The sequence below is a fragment of the Mycobacterium sp. NBC_00419 genome (assembly GCF_036023875.1).
GTDB lineage: Bacteria > Actinomycetota > Actinomycetes > Mycobacteriales > Mycobacteriaceae > Mycobacterium.
On record NZ_CP107931.1, the window covers coordinates 4,444,369 to 4,457,277 of the forward strand.

Annotated in this window: 11 protein-coding genes; 3 read left to right on the forward strand and 8 right to left on the reverse strand. The window is 66.4% G+C overall.

Going from position 1 to position 12,909, the window contains the following annotated elements; all coding sequences use genetic code 11:
* The 6 genes from OG976_RS21295 to OG976_RS21320 form a co-directional block, all read right to left on the reverse strand.
* On the reverse strand, positions 1-1,062 hold the full coding sequence (locus tag OG976_RS21295) for an MlaD family protein (protein WP_328353210.1): 1,062 nt from the start codon (positions 1,060-1,062) through the stop codon (positions 1-3).
* Positions 1,059-2,069, reverse strand: a complete 1,011-nt coding sequence (locus OG976_RS21300; RefSeq protein ID WP_328353213.1) for an MlaD family protein — start codon at positions 2,067-2,069, stop codon at positions 1,059-1,061. Before OG976_RS21300 ends, OG976_RS21295 begins: the two co-directional genes overlap by 4 nt.
* On the reverse strand, positions 2,066-3,106 hold the full coding sequence (locus OG976_RS21305; RefSeq protein ID WP_328353216.1) for an MlaD family protein: 1,041 nt from the start codon (positions 3,104-3,106) through the stop codon (positions 2,066-2,068). The genes OG976_RS21300 and OG976_RS21305 overlap by 4 nt, the downstream gene beginning before the upstream one ends.
* Before the next feature lie 2 nt (positions 3,107-3,108).
* A complete protein-coding gene (locus OG976_RS21310; RefSeq protein ID WP_328353219.1) occupies positions 3,109-3,969 on the reverse strand; it encodes an ABC transporter permease in 861 nt (286 codons plus the stop codon).
* A complete protein-coding gene (locus OG976_RS21315; RefSeq protein WP_328353223.1) occupies positions 3,969-4,985 on the reverse strand; it encodes an MlaE family ABC transporter permease in 1,017 nt (338 codons plus the stop codon). Before OG976_RS21315 ends, OG976_RS21310 begins: the two co-directional genes overlap by 1 nt.
* A 326-nt stretch (positions 4,986-5,311) precedes the next feature.
* Entirely contained in the window at positions 5,312-6,724 is a 1,413-nt protein-coding gene (locus OG976_RS21320) for a PGRS repeat-containing protein (protein ID WP_328353226.1), read from the reverse strand.
* A gap of 314 nt (positions 6,725-7,038) precedes the next feature.
* On the opposite strand from OG976_RS21320, the gene OG976_RS21325 reads away from it, so the two are divergent.
* Entirely contained in the window at positions 7,039-7,401 is a 363-nt protein-coding gene (locus OG976_RS21325) for a YidH family protein (RefSeq protein WP_328353229.1), read from the forward strand.
* A gap of 10 nt (positions 7,402-7,411) precedes the next feature.
* On the opposite strand, the gene OG976_RS21330 is transcribed toward OG976_RS21325, so the two are convergent.
* A complete protein-coding gene (locus OG976_RS21330; RefSeq protein ID WP_328353232.1) occupies positions 7,412-7,834 on the reverse strand; it encodes a nitroreductase family deazaflavin-dependent oxidoreductase in 423 nt (140 codons plus the stop codon).
* A 209-nt stretch (positions 7,835-8,043) separates the two neighbouring features.
* Here OG976_RS21330 and mgtA point away from each other — a divergent pair, with 209 nt between their 5' ends.
* Both mgtA and OG976_RS21340 read left to right on the forward strand, forming a co-directional pair.
* A complete protein-coding gene (gene mgtA / locus OG976_RS21335; RefSeq protein WP_442930557.1) occupies positions 8,044-10,641 on the forward strand; it encodes a magnesium-translocating P-type ATPase in 2,598 nt (865 codons plus the stop codon).
* Between the two features lie 57 nt (positions 10,642-10,698).
* Positions 10,699-11,640, forward strand: a complete 942-nt coding sequence (locus OG976_RS21340) for a D-2-hydroxyacid dehydrogenase family protein (RefSeq protein WP_328353235.1) — start codon at positions 10,699-10,701, stop codon at positions 11,638-11,640.
* Here OG976_RS21340 and OG976_RS21345 read toward each other — a convergent pair.
* The gene (locus OG976_RS21345) at positions 11,634-12,902 is read right to left on the reverse strand and encodes an amidohydrolase family protein (RefSeq protein WP_328353238.1); all 1,269 of its coding nucleotides are present in this window, start codon (positions 12,900-12,902) and stop codon (positions 11,634-11,636) included. The genes OG976_RS21340 and OG976_RS21345 overlap by 7 nt on opposite strands.
* Positions 12,903-12,909 lie beyond the last annotated feature (7 nt).

Below are 12,909 nucleotides of genomic sequence, written 5' to 3' on the forward strand. Positions count from 1 at the left end.
TCAGCAGTTCCTCATGATGCTTGGCAGACACAGGTCTTGACCCGGGACCAGCTGGTTGCCTTCGTCGATGACCACCCCGTTGCCGCTGAGCATCGGCACCACGATGTTCATGGCCTGGTTCAAGGCGTCGGCGGCCTTGCCGAGGCGGTCCGGGTGGGCGTACAGCGTGTCGATGATGTCGTCGATTCCGTTGATGACCGGCGCCATCTCACGTCCGTAGAACGTGGAGAGCCGGTCCATGATGCGGGCCAATTCTTTGACGAGCCCGAAGAACTCGACGATGTCGACCGAATTCGCGGTGTATCCCTTGCCTAGGATGTCGAGCTGCTGAAAGACGGTGACCAGCTGCTTGCGGCCTGCGACCATCGCGCCCATGCCGTCTGCGACGAAGCTCAGGCTGCGGTGGAATTCGTTGGCCGAGCCGCTCAATGACGCGGTGAGCTCGTCGGCGGACTGCAACAGGTTGTGGATCGCGTCGGGGTATTTGCCTGCGGCGTTGGCGACTTCGGCGAAGGTGTCGTGGATGACCTGGCCGTCGACTTCCTTGATCACCGGGGTCGCCGCCTGGATGATGTCGTTGACCTCGAATGGAAGTGAGACACGCTGGGGTGGAATCCCAGTGCGGCCCAGCGGTTTATCGCCCTTGGGGTCCAGCGCGACATAGTGGCCGCCCAGCGGGGTCAACAGCTTCACATCCAGGGTGGAATCCGAACCCACCTTCACCGAACGCTCGACGTCGAACGTCATCTCCACCAGTGCGCCGTCGAGGCGCACCCCGGTCACCTCGCCGACCGTGATCCCGGCGATGCGGACCTGATCACCGGCTCGGACACCGGCGGAGTTGGACAGATGGGCGGTGTAACCCGATTGGCCGCTCGGATTCAGGTAGGCAGCGGCGGTCGCGGCCAGCGCCGCGATGATGACGACCAGCCCGATGATGCCCTGGCGCCGGCTTCGCGCGGCGGCGGTGCGCTCGTCCGGCACTCCCTGACGGGGCCCCAGCCAGGCCGACAGGTCCATGCGTCTGCCCAGGGCGCCGAGCCGGTCTTTCACCGAGATCATTTGCAGATCACCAAGTTCTGCTGGGCGAACGACACCTGGCCGATGCCGGGCAAGGTGACCTCACCGCGCGAGCAGGTGAACGTCGGCGTGGCGGGCTTGTCGTCGACGAGGGTGTCGCGCATGCCCTGAATCAGGGAGGGCACCAGCGACAGACCGGCGATGATCGTGGGCGTCTGGGGCCACATGCGGGCGGTCAGGTCGTACATGGGAACCGTCTGGCCGTCGAACAGTTGCTCGAGGTAGCCCATGATGTGGGTGGTGTTGCGTAGCACCGGCAGTCCGACGTCGAGTGCGGACCGGAACTCGGCGGCATTGGAGCCGAACTGCGTCAGCACATCGTTGAGGACGGCGATGAGCTGGAACAGCTGTTGTGACTTTCCGCCGAGGTCTTGGGATATCGAACTCAGGTTCTTGATGATCGCGGTGATGACGGCCTTGCGGTCGGTCGCCAGTTTGGCGATGACGTCCAGGTCATGCAGGAACGGTCCGACACCGTTCTCGTCACCCTGGATCAGCCGCAGCAGATTCTCGCCGAGCAGATTGAACTGGGCGGGGTCGACCGTCTGGAAGATCGGCCGAAAACCGTTGAACAGCTTGGCCACATCGAATGATGGAATGGTCTGGCCCAGCGGAATGTCGCCGCCCGCGGGAAGCCGCTTGTCCGGCTTGGCGGGCTGGACGAGCTCCACGTAGCGCTGACCGATGAGACTCTGGTAGCGCACCGCGGCAACGGTGTTGGTGAACACCGGCTGGTTGTCCTGCGCGGTGAAGTCGACCTTCGCGATCCGCCCGTCGAGCCGGATCGTCTCGACCTTGCCGACCTGGACCCCGGAGATACGGACGTCGTCGCCGACATAGAGTCCCGAGACGTCGGTGAACGCCGCGGTGTAGCGCGACACCGTTCCGGTGATGGGGGAGCGCAGCGCGGTCACCACGATCAGCGTGCATACCACCGCGATCGCGCTGAAGATCGTCAACCAGAACACGGCTCTGCTGACACTTCTCATCCGCCCGCCCCCGGCGGCGCGGCGGCCGGCTCCAGGGCGGCCGGCAGGCCCGGCATGGTGTCCATGATGACCTCTATCTGCAACCGAACCTTCCCGTCGATCATCGGGAACGCTGCGCTAGTGCGGTCGATCAGGCCTGAGAGCCGGTCGTAGGCCGGAGCCAGGCTGCCCAGCATGTACATCCGCGGGAGCAGAATGTTGCGCAGTGCGTCGGCCAGTGGGACGAGCCAGGAGATGTTGCGGGCGAAGACAGCGTCGGTGTTGTAGAGCAGCTTGGCCGATTCGTCCAGGATCTTGTTGACGCGCTGCACCCCTTCCGGCTGCGCCAGGAAGGACATCCCGTTGAGCAGGTCGTAGGCCAGGTTGATCAGCGGCACCGCGTCGCTGGCTCCGTTAAGTACCGTGGAGAACACCGAAAGTGATTGCGAGAAAGGCACTTTCTGCGAGTCGGCGACCATCTTGGCCAGGTCGAAGAAGGACCGTGTCACGGGCTCGGTCAGATCAGAATGGCGGCTCACCACGGCGATGATGTGCTCGACGTCGGCCGAGTCCACGATCTGGCCGAGTTGCTGGCCCTGGCGCAGCAGTCCGGTGATGGAGGTGGGTGGCACCTCGGAGTCGATCAGAAGCGTCTGGTCGGGCCGCAGCCTGGGGCCCGCTCCGGTGCTCACCAATTCGACGGCCGCCAGGCCAAAGGTGTTGGAGGACACGAACTTCGCGGTGGTATCGGCGGCCAGGGCGGTGGCCTGATCCGGCTCGAGCTTCAGTGTCATCTTCTGCTTGTTGTAACCCGTGGTCTCCAACGTGCCCACCGACCCGATGGTCAGCCCACGGAACTTCACCTCCGCGCCGGGCGTCAGGCCCTCGCCGAGGGTGTCGGCCACCACGGTGAGCGTGAACGTCTTGGCGTAGCCGCCGCTACCCAGCTGGTAGAGCCCGATACCGGCGACGCCGAGTACCACCGCGGCGATCAACCCGCGGATCCGCAGCTTGCGCGAACTGGGCGCCCGTGCGCCTTGGTCTGCAGACAAAGACATCGCTATCCGGATATCCGAACGCCGGGGCTGTTACCCCAGAACAGCAGCGTGAGCACCATGTCGGCGGCGACCACGGTGACGATGCTGGCCCGGATGGCCCGCCCCGATGCCCGCCCGACACCTTCGGGGCCGCCCTCGGCGTAGTAGCCGTGGTAGCAGTGGATCGCGATGATCAGGGTGACGAAGATGGCGGCTTTGAGGACCGAGAACACCACGTCGGACGGCTGCAGGAACGAGTCAAAGTAGTGGTAGTAGGTGCCGGAGGATTGCCCGTGCAGGACGTTGACGACCAGGACGCACGACAGGTAGCTCAAGGCCAGCGTCACCACGTAGAGCGGAACGATGGTCAGCATTCCGGCGATGACGCGGGTGGTCACCACGAAGGGGATCGACCGGATGCCGAGGGCTTCGAGAGCGTCGATCTCCTCGGAGATCCGCATCGCACCGATCTCGGCGGTCATCCGGCAACCGGCTTGGGCCGCGAACCCGATCCCGGCGATCATCGGTGCCATCTCGCGGGTGTTGGCGTAGGCGGAGACGAAGCCGGTCAGCGGACCCATGCCCACCATGTCGAGGGCGCCGTAGCCTTCGATGCCCACCGAACCGCCGACCGCAGCGCCCATGAACACCAGCACGCCGATGGTGCCGCCGCCGACGATGAGCGACCCGTTGCCCCACATGATGTCGACGAGCAGCACACCGGTCTGATGCCGGTAGTGCTTGAGCGTCGTGGGTATGGCGCCGAGCACCTGGGACAGGAACGTGACCTGGTGGCCGAGGCGCTGGACGATCGAGTCACCGCGGCCGGCGACCCAGATCGGGGCGCGCAGCGCAGTGGGCACATACCGCGACGGTGCCGCCATTAGCCCACTCTCAGCGGCATGGACATCGACAGCCCCTGGGTGATGAGCAGGTTCAGGCCGAACACCGCGACCACACCGATGACGACGGAGGCGTTGACAGCGTCGGCGACACCTCTGGCGCCGCCTTTGGTTTCCAGGCCGCGCTGGCAGGCCACCAGGATCACGACGATGCCGAACAGCCAGGTCTTGATCACCGCGACCACCACATCGGTGACGCTGGCGAACGAGGCGAACGAGGCGATGTAACTGCCCGGGGTGCCGGACTGGAAGCCGACGTTGATGGCGTAGCCGGCGGCCAGGCCCATGAAGATGATGAACGAGCACAGCACGGGGGCGACGAACACGATGGCCGCGAGCCGCGGGGTGACGAGCCGCTGGATCGGGTCCACACCCATGACCCGCAGGGCGTCGACTTCTTCGCGGATCGTGCGGGTGCCCAGATCGGTGGCCACGGCCGAACCCGCTGCCCCGCCCAGCAGCAGTGCCGCCACGATCGGTGCGCCCTGGCGGATCACCCCGAGGCCGCCGGCGGCACCGGACACCGAGGACGCGCCGACCTGGTTGATGAAGTTGCCGACTTGCACCGCCACGATCACGCCGAACGGAATGGATACCAGCAACGCCGGTATCGCCGTGACGCTGATGATGAACCAGGCCTGGTTGATGGTGTCGCGCCACGGGTGGCGCAGCCGGATCAGATCTTTGGCGAGGTGGCCGAACGCCAGCACACCCAGTTCGAAGAACCGGCCGAGAGTCTTCAGAGAGGAGTCGCCCTGGCTCAGGCCGTATCGCACCGGTCTGCCGAGCGGTGAGTTCAGCAACGTGCTGATGATGCCGGTCGCCGGCGCGGGAACGTCAGCCGGGCGATCGTCGGCTCCGCTCGGCAAAGCGAGGTCACCGGCGACGTCGTCGACGTCTACGGTGAGCATCTCGTCGACCTCAGCGCCGATATCGACGCAGGAGAGTGAAGTGCCGTCCGTCTCAGCCGCCGTCGCGTCATCGACACCTGCGGTCAACGGCTAGCACCTTCCTTCAATGCGGTCACGCCTTCTCCCTGGCAAAGATGCGAGCTGATCGACGCGTGGTCACCCGTGTGTTCAGGTATGTGCGTTGTAACAGTGGCAGCAAGCATCTGTTCATCGAAGCAATTGAGTGTGACGTAGGCCTCAATTAAGAGTCAAGCGGGGGTACCGATCGCTGCCGCTCGGCCTGTGGACTGGGGTAAAGAAGCCTGGGCGGCGGCTGAAAGGCGATACCAGCGGTCCGGGGTACAGCGAGCGGGCGGGGCGAAATCGCCCGAGGCGTGATTTTCCAGCGAAGTCCGTGGCGTGCTTGAGCGATGTCAGCTTGCGCCCGCGCCGCCGGTGCCGCCTGCACCGCCTGCGCCACCCTGTCGCCCAGACGCTGCGTGACCACTCTGGCCGGACTGGCCCGATGTGCCGCTGGCTCCGGTTCCGCTGGCGCCCCCGGTTCCTCCGCTGCCTCCCGGGCCGCCCGCGCCACCGATTCCGGCTACGCCACTGGTTCCACTGGTGCCCGGCGTGCCGGAAAGGAATGTGCGTCCGCCGGCACCGCCTTTGCCGGCGTTGCCGCCGTCGCCACCGGTCCCGCCAGTGCCGCCGGTGCCGCCGGTGCCACCTTCGCCCGCGTCCCCGGTGTCGTACAGGGTGGAGCCACCCGTGCCGCCGGTACCGCCTTGGCCACCGCCTGCGCCGGTACCGCCGTTGGCACCGTTGCCGCCCGTGCCGCCGTTTCCGCCGTTGCCACCAAAGATTCCGCCGCGGCCACCTTCACCGCCGGCGCCGCCGTCCCCGCCAGCGCCACCGGTAGCTCCGACGCCGCCCGTCCCGCCGGTGCCGCCGTCGCCGGCTACTCCGAGCGCACCCCAGGTTCCTCCGCCGGTGCCACCCTGACCGCCTGATGCGCCGGTGCCACCCGTTCCGCCGGTTCCGCCGTTGCCGCTGACGGAAGTGCCCGTCGAGCCCACGCTGGCCAACCCGCCGGTGCCGCCCTGACCGCCGGGCCCGCCGAACGCGCCTGCGCCGCCGGTTCCGCCGTTGCCGCCGACGGCGTTGCCGTAGAAACTCCAAGCCCAGCCGCCCGGTCCGCCGGCGCCGCCGATTGGCGTGACGAAGAACGAGTTGTACTGGCCGCCGGGGGAACCGGGCCCACCGTCGCCGCCGACCTGACTGTCGTAGCCGCTCGCGCTGAAGCCCCAGCCGCCCATGTTGGCGAAGCTGCCCGTCGGTGGTGTCGGATTGATGCCGGCCGAACCGGGTATGCCGTCGGCGCCGTTACCGCCGTCGCCGCCGTTACCCCACAGCAGGCCGCCGGTGCCGCCGCGCCCACCGGCTTGCCCGAGCGTGGTGGCGTCCCCGCCATGACCGCCGTTGCCGAACAGTCCGGCGTCCCCGCCGGTACCCCCGTTGGCGCCGTCTCCACCGTTCCCCCAGAGCAGGCCGCCCCGTCCGCCGTTGCATGCCGAGCCGGTGCAGTTGGCAGGTGCGTCGAGGCCATCACCGATCAGGCCGAGGAAGGGGCCTCCACCGATGGTGAGCGCCGCCTGTGCGAGCGCGGTTGAGGTGTGGACGGCAGCGGCGGGCCTGGCGCTATGGCCGGCGGCGCACTGCACGTTGGTGGTGAGCACGCAACCGGGACTCGGCTTCTGGTCCGGCGGGGCCGCCGATGCGGTAGACGCGAGAAAGACGCTCGCACCGACAGCGGCAGCTCCGGAGATGCCGGCCGTGATGACCATCCGAGGTAATGCGCGAGCTCTCCCGAACGTATTCGGGGCTGGGGACACACCCGCCTCCTCTCGCGCATAACACGGCCCGGTGACGGGCGCCCCCCTATTTCCGACGCTCGTTACAGTATGTTGCGGCGAACCGGATGCCTAGCATTTCAGCAAATTATTTCCGCTTCAATGACCTGCCAAAAGTACACTGCAAGCGGTAAATAACGCATCGTGTGTCCCACTGTGCACATTTGGCTAATTAATCAGCACCACCGACCGCATAGCGGTGACCGCATTGCGGCCGCGACGATCGGGTTGTGGTGTGTACTGCTGGGGTGGACGCCAACACGCGGCTCGCCGCCGAACGCAACCGGCTGGCACTCGAACGGACTCTGATGGCCTGGACGAGGACCAGCACCTCGCTGATCGCGTTCGGCTTCACGATCTACCAGATTTTCCGGTACCTGTCGGACAACGACCGGCTGCGCGACCCGTACGTGAGCCCGCAAATCTTCGGTTTCGCGATGATCGTCATCGGGTTGGCGGCGCTGATTCTCGGCTGGGTTCAGCATCGTCAGGAACTGCGCGCGCTCAAAGCCGAATTCGGGCCGATGCGTTACTCGATCGCCTCGGTCGCGGCGGCGATGATCGCCGCACTCGGCGTCCTCGCCCTGCTGGGCGTGACGCTGCGGATATGAGACCCGAGGCCTACTCGAGGACGAAAACCGGGATCAGTCGGTCGGTCTTGGTCTGGTACTCGGCGTAGGGCGGGTACGCGGCGACGGCCCGCGTCCACCAGTGCTCGCGCTCGTCACCGGAGACCTCGCGTGCGGTCAGCGTGTGCAGTGTGTCGCCGTCGAGTGCGGTGACAGTGGGGTTGGCCTTGACGTTGAAGTACCACGACGGGTGTTCGGGATCGCCACCCTTGGACGCCACCATGGCGTAGCAGCCGTTCTCCTCGACCCGCATCAGCGGCACGTAGCGCTTCTTACCGGACTTCGCGCCGGTGGTGGTGAACAGGACGACCGGCCGGTCCATGATGTGCACCCCGTCGGTGGTGCCCTGCTCCAAAATCTGTTCGGTCTGGTCGCGTACCCAGTCGGTGGGGCTCAGTTCTGCATGCTCGCTCATGGCCGGTCCCAACAACGCCGGCCGGGGGTTTATTCCCCCTCGGACAGAAAGTCCCCTGCCAGGCTTGCCGGTTGAGAGCACGCCGGTTGCGGCTTGCGGGACGCCGCATTGGTGGCTTTCAGCCCTATAGCGGGCCCACCCCGTCACGTCAGAATGCTCGGCGTGGCAACGAGGAGGTTCTGGTGGTGAACCCGGCACTGACGGAAACCCTGACTGCCGTGCGGGTCGCGGCGGCTCCGGTTGACGAGGTCATGGGCTGGCTTGACAGCTCCGCCGGGGGCTTATCGAGCGCGGAGGTGTCCGCCCGGCGGGCACGGTACGGCCCGAACGCCGTCCGGACCCATCATGTCAACGCTGTCGCGGTGCTGGGGCGTCAGCTGCGCAGCGCCGTCCTGATCCTGCTGGCGGCAACGGCAGTCGTCTCGTACTTTCTCGGCGACAGCCTGCAGGCGATCATCATCGGGGTGATCCTCACGGCCAGTATTGGTCTGGGCTTTATCAACGAGTACCGCGCCGAGCGGGCTGCCGCGGCACTGCATTCCGGCGTGCGGCACACCGCGATCGCTCGGCGTGACGGGGCGTTCGTCCCCGTCGACGTCACCGAACTCGTCCCCGGTGATGTGATCCGGGTGTCGTTGGGCGAGGTCGTCCCAGCGGACCTGCGGCTGATCGAGGCCACTGGCCTGGAATGCAACGAGAGCATCCTGACCGGCGAGTCGATGAGTTCGGAGAAGTCGCCGCCACAGGTCGCAGCTGACGCTGAGTTGGCCGAGTGCAGCGACGTGGCCTTCATGGGCACCATCGTCAGTGCGGGCGAGGGAATCGGGGTGGTGTACGCCACTGGTGGAGATGCCGAGTTCGGCCGCATCGCAGCCGGTTTGGGCGAGCGCCAGCCCGAAACCGATTTTCAGGCCGGCCTGCGCAAATTCTCCTACTTGTTGCTGCAGGTCGCGATCGCCCTGACGGTGCTGATCCTGGTCACCAATCTCCTGCTGCGCAGGCCGCTGATCGATTCGGTGCTGTTCTCCCTGGCGATCGCGGTCGGTATCACACCTCAGCTTCTTCCCGCCGTGGTCAGCGCCAGCCTGGCGACGGGGTCTCGGCAACTGGCCAAAGCCAAGGTCCTGGTGAAGCGCCTGGTGTGTATCGAGGATCTCGGCGATATCGACATCCTGATCACCGACAAGACCGGCACTCTCACCGAAGGCAGTATCAGTCTGGTCGATGCGGTCGATCCCGCTGGCGCGCACAGTGACTCAGTCCTTCGCCTTGGGCTGCTGGCCACCGACGTCGACCCCGGATCCGGTGAGGTCAGCGCCAACGCGTTGGATGCCGCGCTGTGGGAATCCCCCCGGGCCAAGGAGGTGGTGGGCGGCGTACACCGCATCGCGAGCGCGCCGTTCGACCACGTCCGCCGGGCCACCTCAGTGCTGGTTGACGACAATGGGAAACGGCTGCTGGTGCTCAAGGGAGCGCCCGAGCAGGTACTGGCCCGCTGCCAGCCCACCTCGGAGGCAGCGCGGCATACCCTGGACGCGTTGTTCTCCGCCGGTCGCCGGGTGGTCGCGGTCGCCGCGAAACCGGCAGCCGGGCTGACCACGATCAACGCCGACGACGAGTCCGATCTGATGTTGGCCGGGTTCGTGGTCTTCGCCGACGAACCCAAGGCCGCCGCACGGCAGTCCCTGGCCCGGCTGGCCGCACTGGGCATCGAGCTCAAGATCGCCACCGGCGACAACCCCAGGGTTGCCGAAAAGGTCTGCGCCGACTTGGGTTTACCGTCGAAAGGCACGATGACCGGTGCGCAACTCGAGACGCTGGGCGACGATGAATTTGCCGCGGCCGCGCAGAACAATACGATCTTTGCCCGCATCTCTCCGGAGCAGAAGGCGCAGCTGATCAAGTCGGCACGGCATGCGGGCCGGTCGGTCGGATTCCTCGGCGACGGCGTCAACGACGCGCTGGCCCTGCACGCCGCCGATGTGGGGATCTCGGTGGAGAGTGCCACCGACGTCGCCAAGGATGCCGCCGACGTGGTCCTGCTGGAGAAGGATCTCGATGTGTTGGCCACCGGGGTTGCCGAAGGCCGGCGGATCTTCGCCAACACCATCAAGTACGTGCTGATGGGCACATCGAGCAACTTCGGCAACATGTTCAGCGCGGCCGCCGCGTCGGCACTGCTGCCATTCCTCCCGATGCTGCCGAGCCAGATCCTGCTGAACAACCTGCTCTACGACAGCTCCCAACTGGCGATCCCGACCGACCACGTCGACGAGGAGCAGCTGCACGCCCCGTCGCACTGGAACATCGCCTTCATCCGACGGTTCATGCTGACCTTCGGTCCGATCAGTTCACTGTTCGACTTCCTGACATTCGGTCTGATGCTCGGCGTTCTGCACGCAGGCGCCACCGAGTTCCGCACCGGTTGGTTCGTGGAATCGCTTGCCACCCAGACGTTGATCATCTTCGCGATCCGCACCCGCAGGGTGCCGTTCTTCCGAAGCCGGGCCAGTGTGCCGTTGACGATCACCACCCTCGTGGTCGTCGCCATCGGAGTGCTGATCACGATCTCTCCGCTGGCCCACCCGTTGGGCTTCACCCCGCTGCCACTGAAGTTCTTCGGCGCGCTCGCCGGGTTCGTGGTGGTCTACCTGGTCCTCGTCGAATTGACGAAAAAATGGTTCTACGCCGAGCAGATCCGCGAAGCCGGCCAGCCGCAACGCACCCGGGGGCGCGAACATCGCATTCACCGGCGCGCCGCACGCTTCAGTCACGCCGGCGCCATCGCCGCGCGCACCCGGCCATAGCCTCCACGACGTGAACACCACCGATGCGAGGATGGAGGCGAACACGTACGGAGGTAGATGGTGACGCGGCTGCAAGTGGCGATTCTCGACGACTACCAGAACGTTGCGTTGGCGATGGCGGACTGGTCGGCGGTCACCGAGCGCGCCGATGTCACCGTCTTCAACGACCACGTCTCGGATCCCGGTGAACTGGTCGCCCGACTGGCGGACTTCGACGTCATATTCGTGATGCGGGAGCGAACGCCGCTGACCCGCAGCATCATCGAACGCCTTCCCCGACTCAAGATGATCGCCTCCACCGGGCCGTTCAACGCCTCGATCGACATGGCCGCCGCCCAGGACCACGGCATTCACGTCGGGACGACCGGTGGCACCGTCGCGTCCACCGTCGAGTTGACCTGGGCGCTCATCCTGGCCGGCGCGCGCAACCTCGTCGCCGAGTCCCTGTCGGTGCGCGACGGCGGCTGGCAGACCTCGGTGGGACGTGAACTGGCCGGGCGCACGCTCGGCGTCCTTGGCCTGGGCCGCATCGGCACGCGCGTGGCGCGCATCGGCGAGGCGTTCGGTATGAAGGTCGTCGCCTGGAGTCAGAACCTCACCGTCGAGGCGGCCGAGGACGCCGGCGCCGCCCGCGTCACCAAGGACGAGTTATTCGCCACCGCGGATGTCCTCACCATCCACATGAAACTCAGCGAGCGGTCCACCGGCCTGGTCGGCGCGCCTGAACTGGCGCAGATGAAGCCCACCGCTCTGCTGGTCAACACCTCGCGCGGACCCATCATCGACGAGGCGGCGTTGGTCGAGGCACTGCGGTCACACCGGATCGCCGGGGCGGCACTCGACGTGTTCGACACCGAACCGCTCCCACTCGAGCATCCGCTGCGCACCCTCGACAATGTGCTCGCCACCCCGCACATCGGCTACGTCGCCGACCGCCCGTATCGCATCTTCTTCCGTGATGCGGTCGCCGCGATCACCGACTGGCTCGACGCTCAGTAGGCGTCCGGGTCCTGCTGCACCGCCACCGGTACCGGATGCTGGTAGAGGCGGGAGGCGTTCTCCCACGTCACCTTTCGGATGATCTCGGCGGGCAGACCGTGGATCTGCTCACGGATGGTCTCCTGGGTGTGCGGCCACGTCGAGTCGCAATGCGGGTAGTCGGCCTCGAGCAGGATGTTGTCCGACCCGATCCGCTCGTGCTGCACGAACGACGACTGGTCCTCGACCGCGCAGAACCAGAAGTTCCTGGTGAACACCTCCGCCGGGGTCAATGTCTCGCCGAGGTTGCGCCACGTGCCGTACATCTCGTGATAGCTGAGCATGTGGTCGAGTCGGTCGAGAAGCCCTGCCACCCAACCGATCCCACCTTCGGACAGGCAGATCTTCAGATCCGGGTACCGGGTGCACACACCGGAGTACAGCCAATCGACGGCTGCGGAGATGGCGTAGGCGAAGAACAGCACACCCTGAACGTCCGGCGGTGCGTCTGCTGTCGTCGACGGTGAGGTCCCCGACGAGCCGATGTGCAGGTTCACCACCGTTCCGGTCTCCGCGCAGGCGGCCATCATCGGCTCCCAATAGCCGGAGTGGATCGTCGGGAACCCCAGCAGGGCCGGATTCTCGCTGAACGTCACGGCATGGAAACCGCGTTCGGCGTTCTCGTAGATCATCTTCGCGCCGACGTCGGGGTCCAGCAGCCAGGGCAGCTGGCAGGGGATGATCCGGTCGGGGTAGGCCCCCGCCCAGGCTTCGAGGTGCCAGTCGTTCCACGCCCGCACCGAGGCCATCGCCAGGTCGCGGTCGGAGGTCACCTGCTGGAGGCGCTGGCCGGCGAAGCCGGGAAGAAAGGACGGGAAGTTCAGCGACGCGTAGACCCCGTTGAGATCCATGTCGGCCACCCGCGCGTGGATATCCCATGCACCGCGGCGCATCTCGTCGAAGCGCGTCGGTTCGAAGCCGTACTCCGAGACCGGCCGGCCCACGACCGCGTTGAATCCGACATTGGGCAGTGACTGCCCGTCATACATCCAGGTTTGGCCGCCGTCACCGGTCTCGACCACGCGCGGCGCCCGGTCGGCGAACTTGCGGGGAACCCGTCCTTCGAAGGTGTCCGGTGGCTCGACGATGTGATCGTCGACCGAGATGACGGTGTAGTGGCGCGTGGCGCGCTGCGGCTCCGGCAGGAACGTCACCGACCGCTCGTCACCAGTCTTGGCGGTGGTGAAGTTCAGGTTCGCCGACAACTCATCGATGGACGCCATAGGTCAC